The 20,361-nt window shown below is 68.1% G+C and carries 19 protein-coding genes; 9 read left to right on the plus strand and 10 right to left on the minus strand.

The annotated features are described in order from the left end of the window. Positions 1 to 9: 9 nt before the first annotated feature. From N802_RS09935 to tkt, 5 genes are read right to left on the minus strand one after another with little or no spacing between them, the layout of a single operon-like run. On the minus strand, positions 10 to 1,152 hold the full coding sequence (locus N802_RS09935; RefSeq protein ID WP_035915509.1) for a glucose-6-phosphate dehydrogenase assembly protein OpcA: 1,143 nt from the start codon (positions 1,150 to 1,152) through the stop codon (positions 10 to 12). Between the two features lie 55 nt (positions 1,153 to 1,207). Next, entirely contained in the window at positions 1,208 to 2,752 is a 1,545-nt protein-coding gene (gene zwf / locus N802_RS09940; protein ID WP_035915511.1) for a glucose-6-phosphate dehydrogenase, read from the minus strand. Continuing rightward, positions 2,752 to 4,458 carry a glucose-6-phosphate isomerase gene (locus tag N802_RS09945; RefSeq protein ID WP_035915514.1) on the minus strand — a complete coding sequence of 569 codons (1,707 nt, stop codon included), beginning with the start codon at positions 4,456 to 4,458 and terminating at the stop codon, positions 2,752 to 2,754. Before N802_RS09945 ends, zwf begins: the two co-directional genes overlap by 1 nt. After that, entirely contained in the window at positions 4,455 to 5,579 is a 1,125-nt protein-coding gene (tal, locus tag N802_RS09950) for a transaldolase (RefSeq protein WP_035915517.1), read from the minus strand. The genes N802_RS09945 and tal overlap by 4 nt, the downstream gene beginning before the upstream one ends. 7 nt (positions 5,580 to 5,586) lie before the next feature. After that, entirely contained in the window at positions 5,587 to 7,872 is a 2,286-nt protein-coding gene (tkt, locus tag N802_RS09955) for a transketolase (RefSeq protein WP_035915519.1), read from the minus strand. A 148-nt stretch (positions 7,873 to 8,020) separates the two neighbouring features. Between tkt and N802_RS09960 the strand changes: the two genes are divergently transcribed. Next, the gene (locus N802_RS09960; protein ID WP_035915520.1) at positions 8,021 to 8,962 is read left to right on the plus strand and encodes a heme o synthase; all 942 of its coding nucleotides are present in this window, start codon (positions 8,021 to 8,023) and stop codon (positions 8,960 to 8,962) included. Here N802_RS09960 and N802_RS09965 read toward each other — a convergent pair. Genes N802_RS09965 through N802_RS09975 form a run of 3 tightly spaced genes read right to left on the minus strand, consistent with a single transcriptional unit; the run spans position 8,902 to position 11,726 of the window. Further along, entirely contained in the window at positions 8,902 to 10,197 is a 1,296-nt protein-coding gene (locus N802_RS09965) for an MFS transporter (protein WP_052109753.1), read from the minus strand. The two genes, N802_RS09960 and N802_RS09965, sit on opposite strands and share 61 nt — an antisense overlap. Next, a complete protein-coding gene (locus N802_RS09970; RefSeq protein ID WP_052109755.1) occupies positions 10,194 to 10,802 on the minus strand; it encodes an ArsR/SmtB family transcription factor in 609 nt (202 codons plus the stop codon). The genes N802_RS09965 and N802_RS09970 overlap by 4 nt, the downstream gene beginning before the upstream one ends. A gap of 36 nt (positions 10,803 to 10,838) precedes the next feature. Further along, positions 10,839 to 11,726, minus strand: coding sequence for a COX15/CtaA family protein (locus N802_RS09975; protein WP_035915524.1), 888 nt, complete (start codon positions 11,724 to 11,726; stop codon positions 10,839 to 10,841). Positions 11,727 to 12,072: 346 nt separating this feature from the next. Here N802_RS09975 and N802_RS09980 point away from each other — a divergent pair, with 346 nt between their 5' ends. Then, positions 12,073 to 12,720, plus strand: a complete 648-nt coding sequence (locus N802_RS09980; RefSeq protein WP_245613902.1) for a polysaccharide deacetylase family protein — start codon at positions 12,073 to 12,075, stop codon at positions 12,718 to 12,720. A 15-nt stretch (positions 12,721 to 12,735) separates the two neighbouring features. Here the strand turns inward: N802_RS09980 and N802_RS09985 are convergent, their stop codons facing one another. Then, positions 12,736 to 13,506 (minus strand): ABC transporter permease, encoded by a 771-nt coding sequence (locus N802_RS09985; RefSeq protein WP_035915529.1) that lies wholly within the window; start codon positions 13,504 to 13,506, stop codon positions 12,736 to 12,738. Then, positions 13,503 to 14,216, minus strand: coding sequence for an ABC transporter ATP-binding protein (locus N802_RS09990; RefSeq protein WP_035915532.1), 714 nt, complete (start codon positions 14,214 to 14,216; stop codon positions 13,503 to 13,505). Before N802_RS09990 ends, N802_RS09985 begins: the two co-directional genes overlap by 4 nt. A gap of 34 nt (positions 14,217 to 14,250) precedes the next feature. Between N802_RS09990 and N802_RS09995 the strand changes: the two genes are divergently transcribed. The 7 genes from N802_RS09995 to sufC are packed head-to-tail and all read left to right on the plus strand — an operon-like array spanning position 14,251 to position 20,355. Next, entirely contained in the window at positions 14,251 to 14,919 is a 669-nt protein-coding gene (locus N802_RS09995; protein WP_035915534.1) for a phosphatidylserine decarboxylase, read from the plus strand. Further along, the gene (gene pssA / locus N802_RS10000) at positions 14,916 to 15,845 is read left to right on the plus strand and encodes a CDP-diacylglycerol--serine O-phosphatidyltransferase (RefSeq protein ID WP_245613903.1); all 930 of its coding nucleotides are present in this window, start codon (positions 14,916 to 14,918) and stop codon (positions 15,843 to 15,845) included. The genes N802_RS09995 and pssA overlap by 4 nt, the downstream gene beginning before the upstream one ends. Positions 15,846 to 15,893: 48 nt before the next feature. Next, positions 15,894 to 16,619 carry a helix-turn-helix transcriptional regulator gene (locus tag N802_RS10005; RefSeq protein WP_052109761.1) on the plus strand — a complete coding sequence of 242 codons (726 nt, stop codon included), beginning with the start codon at positions 15,894 to 15,896 and terminating at the stop codon, positions 16,617 to 16,619. Further along, on the plus strand, positions 16,616 to 18,034 hold the full coding sequence (sufB, locus tag N802_RS10010) for a Fe-S cluster assembly protein SufB (protein ID WP_035915537.1): 1,419 nt from the start codon (positions 16,616 to 16,618) through the stop codon (positions 18,032 to 18,034). The genes N802_RS10005 and sufB overlap by 4 nt, the downstream gene beginning before the upstream one ends. Then, positions 18,035 to 19,219 (plus strand): Fe-S cluster assembly protein SufD, encoded by a 1,185-nt coding sequence (sufD, locus tag N802_RS10015; RefSeq protein WP_035915541.1) that lies wholly within the window; start codon positions 18,035 to 18,037, stop codon positions 19,217 to 19,219. Then, positions 19,216 to 19,572 (plus strand): non-heme iron oxygenase ferredoxin subunit, encoded by a 357-nt coding sequence (locus tag N802_RS10020; RefSeq protein WP_035915544.1) that lies wholly within the window; start codon positions 19,216 to 19,218, stop codon positions 19,570 to 19,572. The genes sufD and N802_RS10020 overlap by 4 nt, the downstream gene beginning before the upstream one ends. A gap of 3 nt (positions 19,573 to 19,575) precedes the next feature. After that, complete coding sequence (gene sufC, locus N802_RS10025) at positions 19,576 to 20,355, plus strand: Fe-S cluster assembly ATPase SufC (protein ID WP_035915546.1); 780 nt, start codon at positions 19,576 to 19,578, stop codon at positions 20,353 to 20,355. The last annotated feature ends 6 nt before the right edge of the window (positions 20,356 to 20,361 follow it).

The following is a 20,361-nucleotide window of genomic DNA, read 5'->3' on the forward strand; positions in this document are numbered from 1 at the left end:
CGGGTCCTCTCAGGAGTTCGTGGTGCGCTTGGCCAGTGCCTTGTCGAGCTTGCGGGCCGCGGCCTTCTTGACCTGCTTTGGATCGTCGGCCTTCTCGGGCATGGGTGCTTCGACCATGGCCGAGGCGACGCCCACCTTGGCCTCGCGTCGCAGGCGATCGGTGTCCTCCCGGACCTCGGCAACGGAAGGCGTGATGCCCTTGCGCTGGGCCTCGGTCGACGTTCGCCGACTGTGTGACACCAGGTCGAGACCCTGACGAAGGGCCTCCGCATAGACCTCGTCCGGATCGAGCCGGCGGAGCTCGTCGGCGAGGCACTCGGCGTCGCTGCGCGGCGGGAGAGCGATCGTGCGTTCGGGCCGCCCGGGCTGCGACAGCAATGCGGTCGTGCCGTTCTGGGGACGGACGAGATCGAGCGGTCCGCTCGCCCGGTCGAAACGGACGCTGATGATGCCACTCCCGTTGCGGGACGGCACGAGGGTCACCGGGCACCTCAGCCGGTGCCCGAGCCAGCCAGCGAGAAGCTTGGCCGATGGAGAGTCACCGCCACCGGTGACGACGACCGACGTGACCGGTTCGAACGGAGCCTGGTCGAGGGCGGCTGTCAGCAGGGCCCGCCACAGCGTGATACGGGACCAGGCGAGATCCGTGTCGCCGGGGGTGTAGGCAGCGGCAAGCTTGGTCAGGGGAGCCTTGGACGTCCCCTTGGTCCGCGCGACGTCGGTGATCCGCCGCTGAGCCATCTCACCGATGGGGTCGGCAGCCGGGTTCTTCGGAGCCTCTGCCGGCCACCACGCAACGATGGGAGCGTCGGCGAGCAGGAGCGGTGTCACGACAGCGCGCCCATGAGCGGTGAGCGGCCCGAAGAGCCGCAGCACCACGACCTCGCTGGCCCCGGCGTCTCCGCCGATCCTGATCTGACCGTCGAGGCGGGCCGCGCCGCGTCGATTCGCGATCACGACGACGATGATGCGGCAGGGATGCTGCCGACTGGCGTCATTCGCCGTCTCAATCGCGTCATCGGCGTCATTCTCGTCCACGACGATGACGAGGGTGAGCACCCTGGTGAGTGCCATCGACCCGGTCTCGGAGCGAAGACGCACCAGCCTCTTCGAGATGTCGACGGTGGTCGTGCTGGGAAGGTCGACGATCACCGGTATCCCCAATCAGTATCGGAGCGAGGGACGAGCGCAGAACTGCTTGGGGTGGTCACGGGAGCCTCCATTCGCGGCCGTCGCGGCGCATGAGGTTGTCCGCGCTGCGGGGCCCCCAGGTGCCGGACGTGTATTGGTCGATGCCGCCCTTGGTCTTGGCCCAGAACGCCTCGATGGGGTCGAGAATCTGCCAGGAGAGCTCGACCTCCTCGTGGCGAGGGAAGAGGGGTGGCTCGCCGAGCAGCACGTCGAGGATGAGGCGCTCGTAGGCCTCCGGCGAACTCTCGGTGAAGGCGCGGCCGTAGCCGAAGTCCATTGTCACGTCCCGCACCTCCATCTGGGCGCCGGGCACTTTGGCGCCGAAGCGCATCGTGACGCCCTCATCGGGTTGCACCCGAATGACGACGGCGTTCTGTCCGAGTTCTTCGGTCGCCGTGTCGGTGAAGGGAAGGTGAGGGGCCTTCTTGAAGACGACGGCGATCTCGGTCACGCGCTTCCCGAGCCGCTTGCCCGTGCGGAGGTAGAACGGGACCCCAGCCCAGCGGCGCGTGTCGATCTCAAGTTTGACCGCGGCATACGTCTCGGTCGTCGACCGGGCCGCAACACCGTCCTCCTCGAGGTACGAGCTGACTTCCTCGCCGCCCTGCCATCCCTTGGCGTACTGGCCTCGGGCCGACCCCTTTGCCAGATCCTTCGGCAACCTGACCGCGGACAGGACCTTCTCCTTCTCGCTGCGGAGGTGATCGGCATCGAACGAGACGGGCTCTTCCATCGCCGTGAGCGCCAGCAGTTGAAGCAGGTGGTTCTGGATGACGTCGCGGGCCGCTCCAATGCCGTCGTAGTAGCCCGCCCGTCCCCCGATCCCGATGTCCTCAGCCATGGTGATCTGGACGTGGTCGACGTAGTGGCTGTTCCAGACGGGCTCGAACATCTGGTTTGCAAAGCGCAGGGCCAGGAGGTTCTGGACCGTCTCCTTGCCGAGGTAGTGGTCAATCCGGAAGACCGCATCGGCCGGGAAGACCTCGGCGACGATCTCGTTGAGCTCGCGGGCACTCTTGAGGTCGTGGCCGAACGGCTTCTCGATCACCACGCGACGCCAGGAGCCGGGTCCGGCCGTCGACAACCCGGAGCGCTTCAGCTGCTCGCACACCGTGGCGAAGAACGACGGCGGGATCGAGAGGTAGAAGGCGTGGTTGCCGCCCGTGCCCCGCTTGTCGTCAAGGTCCCGAACCGTCTCGGCGAGAAGGTCGAAGGCCTTGGGGTCGTCGAACGTGCCCGGGACGAACCGGATTCCCTCGCTCAGGGAACGCCACACGTCCTCCCGGAAGGGTGTCCGCGATCGCTTCTTCACCGACTCGTAGACGATCTTGCCGAAGTCCTGGTCCGCCCAGTCACGTCTGGCGAACCCGATCAGGGAGAAACCCGGTGGCAGGAGCCCGCGGTTGGCGAGGTCATAGATCGCTGGCATGAGCTTCTTGGTCGCCAGGTCCCCGGTCACGCCGAACAGGACGAGGCTGCAGGGTCCCGCGATGCGGGGCAGCCTCTTGTCGCGCGGGTCCCTCAGGGGGTTGTGGGTGGCGGTGACGCGCGCCGGACTCATCAGGCTCCTGACGTCGAGAGGGCTGACTGCACCTGACCCAGGCCGCGGCCGTGGTCGGTGAGGTGAAGTCGAAGGACGGGTCGCCCGTGCTCGGCCAGCACCTGCGCGTCACCACCGGCCTGGGCCGCGATGAACTCCCCGAACGTGAATTCGCGCCCGGGGACGGCGAGGTCCTCGGACGGCTCGGCAGTGATCTGGATGAAGACCCCGTTGGCCGGTCCGCCCTTGTGGTACTGACCTGTCGAATGCAGGAACCGAGGTCCCCAGCCGAAGGTCACCGGTCGCCCGGTGTGGTCGAACAGGCTCCGGGCGACCTGCTCGAGTTCGGCGTCCGTCTCGCGGTCGAGGTAGGCCATGACGGCGACGTAGCCGCTGGACTCGTCGAGCTCACCCAGCAGGGCCGAGACGGCAGACGGCAGGCTGCTCGCGCCGCCGAGCCAATCCCCGCCCAGCGTCCTCACCTCGACTGAACCGTCGACGAAGGCCGGCTCTTCGACGGACGATCCCGCCTGGTCGAGCAGGCCCCGAGCGGCCTTCTTGGCGCTCTCGACGTCGGGTTGGTCGAACGGGTTGATGCCGAGGAGTCGGCCGGCGACAGCGGTCGCAACCTCCCACAGCAGGAACTGCGCCCCGAGGCTGCCGCCCACGGTGACGAGCGATCCGCTGTCACCCGTGTGGTCCTCGGGCGTTTCGTCGGCCGGGCCCGGCTGCTCCGCGGCGATCGAGTCAGGGTGCCGCTCAGTCAGGTCGCCGTCATCGCCCTCGTCGCCGTCACCGGTGGCGATGAGGCGGACGACGTTGGCGTCGGCATAGGTGTGGGTGGGGGCCTCACCGTCGGCGACGACGGGGAGAATGCCCTTGCCGTCCTTGCCGGTCGACTCGGCGATGAGCTGCTCGGCCCACGCCCCGAAGCCCACGTTCTCGGTGCCGGCATCGACGAGGACGAGCTTGTCGCGAAGCGGTTTCGTCCCCGCCATCGCGGCACCGAGCCGGAGGGCGGGGTTGCCCTCCTCGTCGGCAGCCAGCAGGTCCGCGACCAGTTCGGCGTCGTCGAGCAGCGCACCCACATCGGCGCCCGCGAGCCCGGACGGGACCAGGCCGAACGCCGTGAGCGCGGAGTACCGACCACCCACGTCAGGGTCCGCGTTGATGACGCGGTAGCCGGCCGCGCGGGCCTCAGCGTCGAGCGGACTGCCCGGGTCGGTGACGACGATGATGCGTGTCGTGGGATCGATCCCCGCTTGGGTGAAGGCACTCTCGAAGGCGCGACGCTGTGAATCGGTCTCGACGGTGGAGCCCGACTTCGAGGAGACGACCACGGCGGACTTCTTGAGGTCGGTCGAGACGGCGCGGCGCACCACGTCGGGGGAGGAGGAGTCCAGGACGACGATGTCGACGCCCGCCGTCGCGCAGATGACCTCTGGCGCCAGGGACGAACCACCCATACCGCAGAGGACGATCCGGGAGACGCCGTCCCCGCGAAGTTCCTCGCGCAGGGCAGCGATCTCGCCGAGGAGCGGGCGCGACGTGCGGGAGAGGCCGACCCAGGACAGGCGCTTGCTCGCCTCCTCGTGTGCCGCGGCACCCCACAGGTCGGCATCCTGGGCGAAGATCCGGCTGGCGACTCGATCGTCGACGAGCACTGGGACGTGCGTCGAGATGGCGTCAGCAGCCGCGCCTCGGGCGGTGACCTCGAGGCTGCTCACCGGGCCGCCTTGTCGAGTTCGGACTGCACGCCCGCGAGCAGCTCCTCCCAGGACTTCTCGAACTTGTCGACGCCTTCCTTCTCGAGCTGGGCAGTCACATCGGAGTAGGAGATGCCCAGACCCTCGAGGTCGTCGAGGACCTGTGCTGCCTCGTCGTAGGTTCCCTCGATCGTGTTGCCGGTGATCTCACCGTGGTCCTTGACCGCGTCGAGCGTCTTCTCGGGCATCGTGTTGACCGTGCCGGGTGCCACCAGTTCCGTGACGTACATCGTGTCCGGGTATGCCGGGTCCTTCACTCCCGTGGACGCCCACAGGGGGCGTTGTGGCTTGGCGCCCTCGGCCTCGAGGCTCTTCCAGCGCGGCGTCGAGAAGACCTCTTCGTAGGCCTGGTAGGCGAGTCGTGCGTTGGCGATGGCGGCCTTGCCCCTCAGCGCCTTGGCGGCCTCGGCCTTGTCACCCTCGATGGCGTCGAGACGCTTGTCGATCTCGGTGTCGACGCGAGACACGAAGAACGAGGCGACCGACTCGAGTGTGCTGATGTCCTTGCCTGCCTCCTTCGCCTGCTCGAGACCGGCGAGGTGGGCATTCATCACCGCGCGATAGCGATCGAGGCTGAAGATGAGAGTGACGTTCACGGAGATCCCCTCGGCGAGGACCTTGGTGATCGCCGGCAGTCCCTCGACCGTGGCGGGGATCTTGACGAGGAGGTTGGGGCGGTCGACGAGCGCCGACAACTCCTTGGCCTGCTCGATGGTCTGGTCGGTGTCGTGCGCGAGCCGTGGGTCGACCTCGATCGAGACTCGGCCGTCCAGGCCCTTGGTGGCTTCGAAGACCGGCATGAGCACGTCGCAGGCGTCTCGCACGTCCTGGGTGGTCATTGCGGTGACGGCATCGTCGAGGCTCGCGTTGGCCGCGGCCAACTCGGCCACTTGCTCGCTGTAGTCCTCACCGTCGGACAGGGCCACCTGGAAGATCGACGGGTTCGTGGTGACACCCACGACGCCCTTGGTGTCGATGACCTCCTGCAGGTTGCCCGACGTGAGCCGCTCTCGGCTCAGGTCGTCGAGCCAGATGGAGACGCCGTTGTCGGCGAGCGCCTGGAGTGCAGTGCTGTCAGTCATGGTGAACTCACTTCCCAGCTGTGGCCGCGCTCTTGCGGGCCGGCTTCTTGGTGGTGGGTACGTCCGTTCCGGTGTCCTTGCGGCTGCGTGGTGCGGTCTCCACGGCCCCGGCGACACCGGCGCCGTTCTGGGCTGCCTTGAGCGACTCCTTCGCCGCCTTGACGACTGCCTCGGGGGTGAATCCGAACTGTGTGAAGAGCGTCTTGGCGTCGGCCGACGCGCCGAAGTGCTCGATGCTGATCGACCGGCCAGCGTCTCCGACGATCTCCCGCCAGCCCTGGGCCACGCCGGCTTCGACGCTGACGCGCGCGCGCACCGAGGGCGGCAGAACCTTGTCCCGGTAGCTCTTCGACTGGGTGTCGAACCATTCACGGCACGGCATCGAGACGACGCGCGTGGGTACGCCTGACTTCTCCAACGTCCGGCGAGCCTCCAGCGCGACGGACACCTCGGAGCCCGTGGCCACGAGGATGACCTCGGGAGACTGCTTGCCGTCCTCTCCGCCATCGATGAGGACGTAGCCACCCTTGGCCACGTTGGTGGCCTTGGCGTGCGTCGTGCGGTCAACGGTGGGGAGGGCCTGACGGCTCAGCGCCAGGGCGGCCGTCGCCCCGTTCTTGAGGATGGCACCCCACGCCGCAGCCGTCTCGTTGGCGTCGGCGGGGCGGACGACGTCGAGGCCGGGCATCGCTCGCAGCGAGGCCAGGTGCTCGATGGGCTGGTGGGTCGGGCCGTCCTCGCCGAGTCCGATGGAGTCGTGTGTCCAGACGTAGGTCACGGGCAACTGCTGGATCGCGGCCAGGCGGACGGCGGGGCGCATGTAGTCGGAGAAGACGAGGAACGTGCCGCCGTAGGGGCGGGTCAGCCCCTCCAGCGCGATCCCGTTGAGGATCATGCCCATGCCGTTCTCGCGGATGCCGAAGTGAAGGGTGCGACCGTAGGGCCCGCCCTTCCAGGCGTCGGTCTGCTTCGACTTGGGGATGAAGGACGGCTCACCCTCCATCGTCGTGTTGTTGGACTCGGCCAGATCGGCGGAGCCGCCCCACAGCTCGGGCATGACGGACGCCAGCGCGCCGAGGACCTTGCCGGATGCGGCGCGGGTTGCGATGCCCTTCTCGTCGGCCGGGAAGGTCGGCAGAGCGGCGTCGAGTCCCTCGGGCAACTCGGCCGCGACCAGTCGGTCGAGGAGCGCGGCGCCGTCCTTGTTCTTGCGGCGCCACGCGGCGTAGGCCGACTTCCATTCCTTGTGGGCTGCCTTGCCGCGGGCCTTGACCTTGCGCGCGTGGGCGAGAACGTCCTTGTCGACCTCGAAGGTCTTCTTGGGGTCGAAGCCAAGCAGCTCCTTCAGCCCGGCGATCTCCTCGTCTCCCAGGGCTGAACCGTGCGACTTGCCGGTGCCCTTCTTGGTGGGTGAGGGCCAGGCGATCACCGTGTGGAGTCGGATGAGAGTGGGTTTGGCGGACTTCTTGCTCTTGTTGAGGGCTGCGAGCAGGGCGTCGACGTCCTCGACATAGTCGGGGCCGCCGGCCGGGTCGTTGCTCTGACGCCAGTCGACGTCGACGACCTCCCAGCCGTAGGACTGGTAGCGGAGAGCCACGTCCTCGGAGAAGGAGATGTCGGTGTCGTCCTCGATGGAGATCTGGTTGGCGTCGTAGACGACGGTGAGATTCCCGAGTTCCTGGTGGCCCGCAAGCGAGCTCGCCTCGGACGCCACGCCCTCCATGAGGTCGCCGTCGGAGGCGATGACCCAGATGTGATGGTCGAAGGGGCTCTCGCCCGCCTTGGCGTCGGGGTCGAGGAGTCCGCGCTGGCGACGCTGCGCCATGGCCATACCCACGGCCGAGGCGAGTCCGGAGCCGAGGGGTCCGGTGGTGATCTCGACGCCGGCCGTGTGGTGCACCTCAGGGTGACCCGGCGTGAGTGAGCCCCACGTCCGCAGGGCCTTGAGGTCCTTGAGTTCCAGGCCATAACCCGAGAGGTACAGCTGGATGTACTGGGTGAGGCTCGAGTGACCGCAGGACAGGACGAAGCGGTCGCGACCGAGCCAGGTGGGATCGGACGGGTCGTGCGTCATCACGTTCTGGAAGAGCAGGTAGGCCGCGGGGGCCAGACTCATGGCCGTTCCGGGGTGTCCGTTTCCGACCTTCTGCACCGCATCGGCGGCGAGAACGCGCACCGTATCGACCGCGCGGACGTCAAGATCGTTCCACTTCGCCTTGCGAGCCGTGGGACGGGCGAGTTCGGGGGAACGCCGGGTCGTCGCCCGGCCTGCCTTCGGCGTGGTGGTGGTCACGTGGGGCCTCTCTGACGTCGCGAAAATGTGATGCAGGTCAAACGTTTGATTCCCACCCTAGACCGCGCCAGACCGGTGGGCGCGACCCTGTCCAGCCCCGGTTAGACTCGCTACGACCAATCGCTCCAGTGCACCCCCGAAGGACGCCGTGGCAACCGCCCCGATCAGCACCGCCTCGTCGGCTCGACCGACCGTTGGGTGGAAGCGATCAGTGGGCAACTACGTCGCGCTGACGAAGCCTCGGATCATCGAACTGCTCCTCGTGACAACGGTGCCGGTGATGTTCCTGGCTGAACGTGGGGTGCCCAGCCTCTGGCTCATCGTCGCCACCCTCGTCGGTGGGACGCTGAGTGCGGGTGCCGCCAACACGTTCAACTGTGTCTACGACCGCGACATCGACGCGCTCATGGACCGCACGAAGAACCGTCCGATGGTCACGGGCGAGATCAGCCCGCGGGCCGGGGTGGTCTTCGGCCTGGTGCTGACCGTGGTGTCGACGGCGTGGTTCGTCGCCTTCGTCAACGTCGCGTCGGCACTTCTCTCGCTCGCGGCGATCGTCCTGTATGCCGTGTTCTACACGATGATCCTCAAGCGCCGGACCCCGCAGAACATCGTGTGGGGCGGGGTCGCGGGCTGCATGCCGACCCTCATCGGATGGTCCGCTGTGACGGGCACGGTCGGATGGCCGGCGGTCATCCTCTTCCTCGTGATCTTCTTCTGGACGCCGCCGCACTACTGGCCGTTGTCGATGGCCTTCAAGGACGACTACGCCAACGCGCACGTGCCGATGCTTCCGGTCGAGCGCGGCGCCATCGCCGTCGCCCGCCAGATCGTGGCCTACAGCTGGGTCATGGTGGCCGTCTCCCTGGCGCTCGTCCCTGTCGCGGACATGGGCTGGATCTATCTCATCGCCGCACTCGTCAGCGGCGGGCTCTTCATCGGCGAGGCGCACCGACTTCTGCACCTCGCCAAGCAGGGTGCCGCGACCAAGGTGCTCAAGCCGATGCGCCTCTTCCACTTCTCCATCACCTACGTGACGCTGCTCTTCCTTGCGGTCGCCATCGATCCGCTCGTCCACCTCGCCATCTGATCGGGCAGGTCGCGACCGCGGGCGTAGGGCCCGACGAACACCGTCAGCGAGCCGACGGCGTGGATGGCCGCCATGAGCAGAATGGTCTCCCGTACGCCGATCCAGGTGCCGAGGGCACCCGCGACGAGGGCGGCCAGGGGCATCGTCCCGAAGTTGAGCACGGCCGACGTGGCCATGGTTCTGCCGAGCAGTTCGGGCGGCGTGTAGCGGAGTCGGAACGACGACCGCACGACGTTGGCACCCACGACGCCGGCTCCGACGAAGAACGACCCCAGGGCGACGACTGCCGCACCCGTCCCCGGCCAGGCCAGTCCGATGAGCAGGGCCGGAGGTCCTCCGACGACCTGGAGCCAGCGCAGGGCTCCCGCGTTGCCCAGCCACTGCGATGTGCGGGTCGCGAGGGTGGCGCCCACGAGTCCCCCCACGGAGCCGAAACCCATGACCAGCCCCACCGAACCCGGTTGCAGGTGCAGATCGCGAACGAGGAAGAGCACGAGCAGTGCGCCATAGCCCGTCAGCGCGAAGTTGCCCAGGCCGCCGAGCAGGGTCATGAAGCGGAAGTACGGGTCGCGCGCCACGATGATCACGCCCTCCCTGATCTGGCGAACGAGGGGTTCCGAGGCTTCACGCTCGGGACCGGCTCCGAGTTCCTCGGGCCGCATGCGAGCCAGGCACCACCAGGAGACGAGGAAGGTCACGACATCGAGCAGCACGACATACGCGGCTGAGAAGAGCTGGACGAGAAGTCCGCCGATCCCGGGACCCCCGACCTGCATGGCCGATTCCGTGCCGTAGATCCGTGCGTTGGCGCGTTCGAGGTCGTCGCTCGCCACCACGCGTGGGACGAATGCCGTGTATGCCGTCCGGAAGAAGACCATGCAACAGCCCAGTCCCAGCGCGGTCACCACGAGGTGGGGAAGCGTGAGGACGTCGAGTGCCCAGGCAAGCGGGACGCTGCCCACGATCGCGGCGGCAGCAAGGTCGGCTCGCATCATGACCCGGCGCGGGTCCGACCGGTCGACCCAGGCGCCGGCCACGAGGCCGAGGACGAGCCAGGGGAGCCAGACAGCTCCCGCGAGGATGCCCATCCAGAACGGACCAGCGTCGAACTGGGTGACGGCGATGAGGGGAAAGACGACGGTCGTCGTCATGGACCCGAGGACGCTGATGCCTTCGCCGGCCCACAGCAGTCGGAAGTTGTGGCCGAGCCCGGGTGGGGGAGTGGTCGCGCTCACGGCTGGGCCGGGAAGCCGCGAGCGAAGACGAACACGGACTCGCGTTCCACGCCGTCGTCCGGCGTGTCCCGGTGGCTCCACCGCAAGAGGACGTCGATCAGTTCCCCCGAGAACTCGCGCAACTCCGAGGGGGACAGGCGCAACCAGTTCTGGGTCGCAAAGGCTGCGTCGTCCCACTCGGGCACGGTGGCGGCGTTGGCGTTCCACTCCTGGACGCGCTCGAACTGGCGCTGGACGATGAGGGCCTCGGCGGCGTACGCGGCCGTCACGGCTGCCGTGTCGGAGGCGAAGTCGGCGCGGGACCATCGGGTTCCGGGGTCCACGAGGCGCCACCATCGTTCGCGCCGGTCCTTTGCGAGTTCGGGGGCCTCCTCGACCAGGCCGGCCTCGCTGAGGACCTTGAGGTGGTGGCTGGCGGAGCCGACGGCCTGACCGGTTCGGGCGGCGAGACCGGAGGCCGTCGACGGGCCATCGACCTTGAGCGCGTCCATCATCCGCGAACGGAAGGGGTTGGCCATCGCTGAGAGCGCCTTGGCGTCGGTGATGGTGCGCACGCCATCCTGAGGTGCTCCGGCGCGCGAAGGGGGTCGTTCAGAGGGGGTCATGGTTGCGACCGTAGCCCCACAAGAACTCTTGTGCAACTAGTCTTGTGTAATTGTCCTCAGGGCGACGACCCCATTCGTCAGCGCCACGACAAGCGCTGCGGCACCGAGCATGTGCGCGAGAACGAGGACTTCGGGTAGGTCAGTGAGGTACTGCACGTAGCCGATCGCGCCCTGCGCGAAGGTGACCAGGAGAACGGTCCGCCACGCACGGCTCACGGATGCCGGGGCGGGGGAGAGTCGCGTCGCCAGCCAGACTGCGACGACCAGTCCGATGAAGAGCATGACCGCGTCGGCGTGCAGCCAGGAGATCGTCCGCGGGTCGAAGCCGAAGCGGGCGGGAGCGTCCGCGTCGCCCGAGTGCGGCCCCGAGCCCGTGACGACGGTGCCCAGCACGAGGACGATCCCAGCGACCGCGCAGGTCACCCAGGCCACACGACGGACGAGTTCGGGAACGAGAGGTCGCGGCTCGCCGTCAGTCTCGGCGCGAGCGAACCACAGGTAGGCAGCTGCAGACACCAGTGCCGCGGACACGAGGAAGTGCGCCGCGACGGTGATCGGGTGGAGTTCGGTGAGAACTGTGACACCGCCGAGGATCGCCTGGAACACGACACCGGCCAGAACGACGACCGCTGCGGTCTTGAGGCGTCGCACGGGTGCCCATTTCCAGACGGCCACGACGGCGAGGATCGCGATGATGCCGAGCACGCCGGTGAGCGTGCGGTTCCCGAACTCGATGATCTTGTGGAAGCCCTCGGCCTGCTCCGGGACAGGAACGTACGAACCGGGGACGCACTCGGGCCACGTGGGGCACCCGAGCCCGCTTCCGGTGAGGCGCACCAAGCCACCCGAGACGATGATTGCCACCTGAGCGACGAGGTTGGCCAAGAGGATGCGGTGGTAGGTCGGGGGTGGCGGCGTTCTCACCCCCGAAGGGTATGGGAGGCTCTGTCCCGGCCCGGGAGGGGCACCGGCTTCGAGGTAGGCCGTTCGAGGGGGAAGGGTCCACGTGCTGGAACGTTCGTGGCGTCGTCGTGACGCCGTGCTGCTGGGTGCCCTCGCGCTGACCGGGTGCACAGCGCCGACCCGGACGAGCGCCCCGGCTTCGGCGCCTTCACCTGCGCGGGAGTCCACTGCGGCACCGGCCCCTACGGCCCCGACGCGGTCCGCCGCACCATCTGCGAGCGGACCCGTCCTCCGCCCCACGCGTGCCGAGCTGCGCGAGGAATTCGACGCACAGCGGCCATCCGCGTTTGGGCTGGAAGTGCCTGGTGTGCGAACTCGCACCGACCCGGCGGCGGTGGCCCTGACACTGGACGCGTGTGGTGGGTCTGGCGGGGGGAATGGCGTCGATCACGAACTGCTGACGGTCCTGCGGAGACACGCCGTCCCCGCAACGCTGTTCCTCAACGTCCGGTGGGTGCGGGCGAATGGGTCCGTGGCGGCCGAACTCGCTCAGGACCCCCTGTTCGAACTCGCCAACCACGGACATCGTCACCGTCCGCTCACGGTCAGGGAGCGGACGGCATACGGCATTGCGGGGACCGGCAGCGTGGGCGAGGTGGTCGACGAGATCGAAGCGGCAACACCGTGGTTCGTCGAACACACGGGTGCTCCGCCGCGATGGTTCCGAGCCGGGACCGCGCATACCGATGACGTCGCCGCGACGGTGGCTGAACGTCTCGGACAGCCGATCGCCGGGTTCTCGGTCAACGCCGACTTCGGTGCGACTGCCCCGGCCCACGCCGTGGCCCGAGCGCTGGGGGCCGTATCCCCGGGGGACATCGTCATCGGTCACATGAATCGGCCCGGACGTGGCACCGCCAAGGGGTTCGCCACCGCCCTGCCGCGCCTACTGGACAGCGGGGCGCGCTTCACGACCTTGACTCTTCCGGCACCCGGCGCAGGCGTTAGCCACTGAAATTCAGCCGGGTCCTCAGTCGGACCAGCGGAACCAGCGGGCCGCGGCAGCGCCACCAAGAGCGGTCCACACGAGGAGCACGAGCCACTGGCTCACGGGCCACGCGCCCTCAACGAGGGAGAGTCGCAAGCCGTCCCCGAGGGCGCCCGACGGCAGCAGGCGCGCCACGGGCGTGAGCGACTCCGGCAGCTCGTCCGTGGGCACGAGGACTCCGAGTCCCAGCAGCAGCACCCAGACAAGGTTTGCCAGGGCAAGGACCCCTTCAGCACGCACAGTGCCGGCGAGGAACAGGGCCAGAGCAAGGAACGCCGCGGCGCCCAACACCACCGTCACGAGCGCGGGAACGATGCCGATCGCAGCCGGCCGCCATCCCAGCACCGCGGCGATGGTGCCGAGCACGAGCAGTTGCAGGGCGATGACGACCCCGACCGCACCCAGTTTGCCGAGCAAGAGACCCTCGCGGCCGAGGGGGCTGGCGCCGAGGAAGCGGAGGACTCCGTGCCGACGGTCGAAGCCCGTGGCGATCGCCTGGCCCGTGAAGGCCGTCGACACCACCGCGAGCGCGAAGACCCCAGCCGTCGCGACGTCGATGCGGCGTCCCGAGCCGAGGTCCGGCACGTCCGTCAGCGCGAGTACGACGAGGGCGAGGGCGGGAAGGACGAGCGCGACGAGAAGTTGCTCGCCGTGGCGCAGGATCGTCGCCGTCTCGAACCGAGCCTGGGCCAGCCATCTCTGAAGCGGGGTTGCGGGTCCACCCGCTGCGGAGGTCGGTGTGGGTGGTGTCACCGACGACCACCCCCCGTGAGGGCGAAGTAGCGCTCCTCGAGCGGGCGGCCGTCGCAGACCTCTGCGAGCGAGCCCTCGGCCGCGACCTTCCCGGCATGCATGATGACCACGTGGTCCGCGATGCGCTCGGCTTCCTCGAACGAGTGTGTCGTGACCACGACGGCTGAGGCGTCAGCCGTTTCGCGGATGAGGTCCCACACCTCCAGGCGCGCATGGGGGTCGAGTCCGGCAGTGGGCTCGTCGAGGAAGGCGACCTCGGGACGACCGACGAGGGCGGCGGCCAGGGCGACCCGCTGGCGCTCGCCGCCGGAGAGCCTCCGGATGGATCGGCCACCGATCCGGTCGAGTTCGAGCCGCTGGATGAGGCCGCTGACGTCTCCCGGGAACGCGTGCAGTCGTGCGACGTGATGCAGGAGCCGGCGCGGGGTCGTGGTGACGGGCAGCCCGCCATCCTGGAGCATGACGCCAACCTTGGCGCGATGCGCGGCTGGAGCACGCCAAGGGTCCGTGTCGAGCACGCGGACCGAGCCCGCAGTGGGTCGCTGGAGCCCTTCGAGACATTCCATCGTCGTCGTCTTTCCGGCGCCGTTGGGCCCAAGGATCGCCGTCACGGCGCCACTCTCGGCCGACCAACTGGCGTCGTCGACGGCACGCACCGCGCCGATGTCACGGCGCAGGCCGATGACTTCGACTGCAGGCACGGCGCACATCCTAGGCTGGGGGCCACTCGACTCAAGGAGACACATGGTCACCATCGACCGCGAGGCCGCCCCGGCCACCGCCGTCGCAGCCGTCCCCGCCCTCGTCGCGGCCCTTGCCGGGCGTCGCGGGACGGCCCTGTTGCTCGGTGCGGTCCCCGCCGCTGTCGCGCTGTTCTTCCGCGACCCGGACCGCCGGCCCGACCGTGGGTCGATCGACGTCGACACCGTCGTGTCACCGGCCGACGGCAAGGTCATGTATGTCGGACCGGGCCAGGAGGGCGTGGCACCTGAGGGGGAGTGGCAGCAGATCAGCATCTTCCTGTCCGCCTTCGACGTCCACATCAACCGGGCGCCCTACGGCGGCACGTTGCGCGAGGTGACCTACAAGCCGGGACGGTGGCTCGCGGCATACACGCACGAAAGTGCCCATCTCAACGAGCGGACCGACCTCGTCGTCGAGCGTGTGGTGAATGGCCGCACGCGCACCGTGCATTTCCGCCAGATCGTCGGTCTCATGGCACGGCGAGTGGTGACGCGTGTCGCCGCAGGTGACGAGATCACGACGGGGCAGCGGATCGGGCTGATGAAGTTCGGCTCGCGCATGGACGTCTTCGTGCCCACCGAGGTCGGGTTGCTCGTGCATGCCGGTCAGCGTGTCGTCGCCGGTGAGACCGTCATCGGTCGATGGCCGAGCGCAGGCGTGGCCACGTGAGCGAGGAAGCCCCAGCTCGGCGTCGACGGTTCGACCGGTGGCGGCTCGTGTCGCCGACCGGAGCCGAGGTCGTCTCGCTGCGGCAGTTGAGCAAGCGCGAGCGACTGCGTGTCACGGCCCCGACGCTCTTCACGATCGTCAACATGATGAGTGGGCTCTCGTCGGTCCTGCTCGCCTTCCGGGGTGAGTTCACCTGGGCCGCGATCCTCATCGCCGTCTCGATCATCATGGACATTGCTGACGGTGGGGTGGCCCGCCTCGTCGGCGCGACCTCTCCGTTCGGGCTGCAGATGGACTCGCTCGCGGACCTCATCGCCTTCGGCTTCGCCCCGGCGGTCCTCGTGCACACGTGGGCCCTGCCCGACTACCCCCTGCTCTCCTGGCTCGCCGCGTTCTTCTGGCTGGGGTGTGCGGCATTTCGTCTCGCCCGCTTCAACGTCACCGTGGATCCCACCGCGGACAAGCGCTACTTCGTCGGTCTTCCCAGCCCGGCCGCGGCAGCGGTCGTGATGGCGACGATCTTTGCTCTCAACCAGCCGAAGTCCGGCGCCTATGACACCTCGCTCATCGTGCCGGTCATTGTGAGCTTCGTCCCAGCCCTGCTCATGGTGACGTCCATCCGGTTCCGGTCCTTCCGAAACCTGCTCGCCCCCAGCGGGCGCAACGCGTGGATCACCACGGGACTGGCAGTCCTGGCGATCGTCATCGGCCTGGTGCTCAACCCGGGTCTGACCGGCCTCGTGATCGCGTACGGCTACATCCTTCAGGCTCCGCTCGGCGTCCTCACGGCACCGGCGCGCGAACGGCTCCTGGGCCCTGAGTCGGTGGCCCCACGGCGCGAGCGCATGCCCTCGGTCTTCCTCCCGGAGACCGAGGTGGTCTCCGCTGCCGAGGATGTCGCCGGCCCGGGGTGTCCGCCGAGTTAGGCTCACCTTCATTTCCCCTTGTCGGGGCAATTACGTAACATCAGTGTTGTGAATATCCCGGCCACCACTGCGGTGCCCCAGGTTCTCGAGTCGCGCACGCGCGACCGGGTCCTGCAGGCGATCAGTGAGCACGGCCCGGTCACTGCCACCGCATTGGCCGAGGAGCTCGTGCTCACGGTCCCTGCCGTGCGCCGGCATCTCGACAATCTGGCCGACGCCGGCCTGATCGAGGACCGCGAAGCAGCCACGACGTCGCGCGGGCGAGGCCGCCCCGCTCGGGCCTACGTGCTGAGCGAGGGTGGACACCAGGCTCTGGAGTCCGACTACGACCACTTGTCGACAGAGGCCCTTCGCTTCCTGGCCCAGGAAGTCGGGGAGGACGCGGTCCGTCGCTTCGCCGAGTCACGGGTGGGTGCCCTCGAGAGCCGGTATGCCGCTGAACTGGCTGCCGCCGGACCCGACACAGCCGCTCGGGTCGAGGCCCTTGTGGCCGCGCTGACCCGTGACGGCTTTGCCGCGTCGGCCCGCCCGGTGGGTGAGCACCCCGATGGCCCGCTCCCTGCGCTGTCTGGCATACAGCTGTGTCAGGGTCATTGCCCGGTGCAGCACGCAGCCAGGGAGTTTCCCCAGTTCTGTGACGCCGAAACCGACGCGTTCTCGCGCCTGCTCGGCGTTCACGTCCAACGTCTCGCAACACTCGCGCACGGAGATCACGTGTGCACGACATTCGTCCCCACCAAGCCAGAGCTTTCAACAGAAAGGTCTTCGCGATGAGCACCATCGAGGAGCTGAACCCGGGTCTGAAGGACCTCGGGCGCTACGAGTACGGCTGGGCCGACAGCGACAGCGCTGGCGCCACGGCCCGACGCGGACTGAACGAGGACGTCGTCCTCGACATCTCGCGCCGCAAGGGCGAGCCGCAGTGGATGGAGGACCTGCGACTGAAGTCGCTGCGACTCTTCGGCAAGAAGCCCATGCCGACGTGGGGGAGTGACCTGACCGGCATCGACTTCCAGAACATCAAGTACTTCGTGAAGTCCACCGAGAAGCAGGCGACCTCGTGGGAGGACCTGCCCGAGGACATCAAGGCGACCTACGACCGTCTCGGCATCCCGGAGGCGGAGAAGCAGCGCCTCGTCGCAGGCGTCGCGGCCCAGTACGAGTCCGAGGTCGTCTACCACCAGATCCGCGAGGATCTGGAGGAGAAGGGTGTCATCTTCGTCGACACCGACACGGGCCTGCGCGAGCACGAGGACCTGTTCCGTGAGTACTTCGCCTCCGTCATTCCGGCGGGCGACAACAAGTTCGCTGCGCTCAACACGGCCGTGTGGTCGGGTGGCTCGTTCATCTATGTCCCGCCGGGCGTCCACGTCGACATCCCGCTCCAGGCCTACTTCCGGATCAACACCGAGAACATGGGTCAGTTCGAGCGGACGCTGATCATCGCCGACGAGGGCTCCTACGTGCACTACGTCGAGGGCTGCACCGCACCGATCTACCAGTCCGACTCGCTGCACTCCGCCGTCGTCGAGATCGTCGTCAAGAAGAACGCCCGCGTGCGCTACACGACGATCCAGAACTGGTCCAACAACGTCTACAACCTCGTCACCAAGCGCGCGACCTGCGCCGAGGGCGCGACGATGGAGTGGATCGACGGAAACATCGGCTCCAAGGTGACGATGAAGTACCCCGCCGTCTTCCTCATGGGTGAGCACGCCAAGGGCGAGACCCTGTCGGTCGCCTTCGCCGGCGAGGGCCAGCACCAGGACGCCGGTTCCAAGATGGTCCACGCGGCGCCCAACACCTCCTCGACGATCGTGTCGAAGTCGGTCGCCCGTGGCGGTGGTCGCACGTCCTACCGCGGCCTGGTCCAGATCATGGAGGGTGCGCACGGCTCGAAGTCGAGCGTCGTCTGCGACGCGCTGCTCGTCGACACGATCAGCCGCTCCGACACCTACCCGTACGTCGACATCCGCGAGGACGACGTGACCATGGGCCACGAGGCCACGGTCTCCAAGGTGTCCGAGGACCAGATGTTCTACCTCATGTCCCGAGGCATGTCCGAGACCGAGGCCATGGCGATGATCGTGCGCGGCTTCGTCGAGCCCATCGCCAAGGAACTCCCCATGGAGTACGCCCTCGAGCTGAACCGCCTCATCGAGCTTCAGATGGAAGGAGCAGTCGGCTAAATGAGCCTTCTGGCAGATAAGACTCAGCAGACCCAGTCCGTTTCTCAGGGCTCCCACACCGATTCCGCCGCTGCGTTCGTCCCGGACCAGTCCCGCGCGGAGCGGACGACCTCGTATGCCGTGTCGGACTTCCCGGTCCCGTCCGGTCGCGAGGAGGAGTGGCGTTTCACCCCCGTCGACCGTCTCCAGGCGCTCTTCGCCGAAACGTCCGGGACGCCGCTGCGCCGTGAGGAGTCCCTTCCCGAGGGCGTGACCGTCTCGACGCTGAGCAAGGACGAGTGGCAGGGGAGCGGCGCGCCGAAGCCCGCAGACCGCGCCGCCGTGATCGCCGCAGCCCAGGCCGAGGCAATCACCGTCCTCGACGTCCCGGCCGAGGCCGAGCTCACCGAGCCGGTCCGTCTCGTCCTCACGGGTGAGGGAGCACTGGCTCACGGCCACACGCTGGTGCGGGTCGGCAACTTCGCCAAGGCGACGATCGTCCTGCGCCACGAGGGCGACGCCCAGTACTCCGAACTCCTCACGGTCGTGGCGGGGGACGGTTCCGATGTCACCGTCGTGACGGTGCAGGAATGGGCCGACAGCGCCCTCCACCTCGGCCAGCACGACGTCGTCGTGGGCCGGGACGCCAAGGTCCGGCACATCGCCGTCACCCTCGGTGGTGGGATCGTCCGCCTCAACACCAACGCGTCCTACGCCGGTCCCGGCGGCTCCTTCGAAGGCCTCGGCGTCTACTTCGCCGATGCCGGTCAGCACCAGGAGCACCGCCTCTTCGTCGACCACGAGGCGCCCCACTGCCACTCCAATGTCGAGTACAAGGGCGCCCTCCAGGGCGAGACCGCGCACACCGTGTGGGTGGGCGACGTCCTCATCCGGGCAGCCGCCGAGGGCACCGACACCTACGAGCTCAACCGCAACCTCATCCTCACCGACGGGGCCCGCGCCGACTCCGTGCCCAACCTCGAGATCGAGACCGGCGAGATCGCCGGTGCTGGGCACGCTTCTGCGACAGGGCGATTCGACGACCAGCAGTTGTTCTACCTGCAGGCTCGTGGGATCGACGAGGACACCGCCCGTCGTCTTGTCGTGCGCGGCTTCTTCGCCTCGATCGTCGGCCGGATCGGTGTGCCCGAGGTCGAGGAGCACCTCATGGAGGCGATCGACCGCGAGTTGGAGGCGACCGCATGAGTGAGGTCACCGAGTCGACGGCCGGGACGACCGCGGACTTCGTGAAGGTCTGCACCCTCGACGAGCTCCCCACCGTGGGGGCGGCAGCAGCCGACATCCACGGTCGCATCGTGGCCATCGTCCGCACCGAGGACGGCGACGTCCACGCAGTCGATGACACCTGCAGCCATGCCAACGTCTCGCTCTCCGAGGGCGAGCTCGACGGCTGCACCTTGGAGTGCTGGCTGCACGGCTCCCGTTTCGACATCCGCACCGGCGACCCGTCCGGCCCACCTGCCACGGCGCCCATCGCCGTCCACACCGTCAAGATCGAGGGCGACGACGTCTATGTCGCCCTGAACCAGGAGAACTGATTCATGAGCACCGTTGAGAGCAGCACCCTCGAAATCCGTGACCTTCACGTCACCGTCGAGACCGAGCAGGGCACCAAGGAGATCCTCCGTGGCGTCACGCTCACCATCAACTCCGGTGAGACGCACGCGATCATGGGCCCCAATGGCTCGGGCAAGTCCACGCTGGCCTACTCCATCGCCGGCCACCCCAAGTACACGATCACCAGCGGCACCGTGACGCTCAACGGCGAGGACGTCCTCGAGATGAGTGTCGACGAGCGCGCCCGCGCCGGGCTCTTCCTCGCCATGCAGTACCCCGTCGAGGTTCCCGGCGTCACGGTGAGCAACTTCCTGCGGACGGCCAAGACCGCCATCGACGGTGAGGCGCCCAAGCTCCGCACGTGGGTCAAGGACCTCAAGCAGTCGATGAGCGACCTCAAGATGGACGCAGCCGTCGCCGAGCGTGGTGTCAACGAAGGCTTCTCCGGTGGTGAGAAGAAGCGCCACGAGATTCTCCAGATGGAGCTGCTCAAGCCCAAGATCGCGATCCTCGACGAGACCGACTCCGGTCTCGACGTCGACGCCCTGCGCATCGTCTCCGAGGGTGTCAACCGCGCCAAGGAGTCAACCGGCGCCGGTGTCCTGCTGATCACGCACTACACGCGGATCCTGCGCTACATCAAGCCCGACTTCGTGCACGTCTTCGTCGACGGCAAGATCGCCGAGGAGGGTGGCCCCGAGCTCGCCGACCGCCTCGAGGCCGAGGGCTACGACCGCTTCCAGAGCGCCAACGCCACGTCCTGAGCTGAG

The organism is Knoellia sinensis KCTC 19936 (assembly GCF_000768705.1).
Lineage (GTDB): Bacteria > Actinomycetota > Actinomycetes > Actinomycetales > Dermatophilaceae > Knoellia > Knoellia sinensis.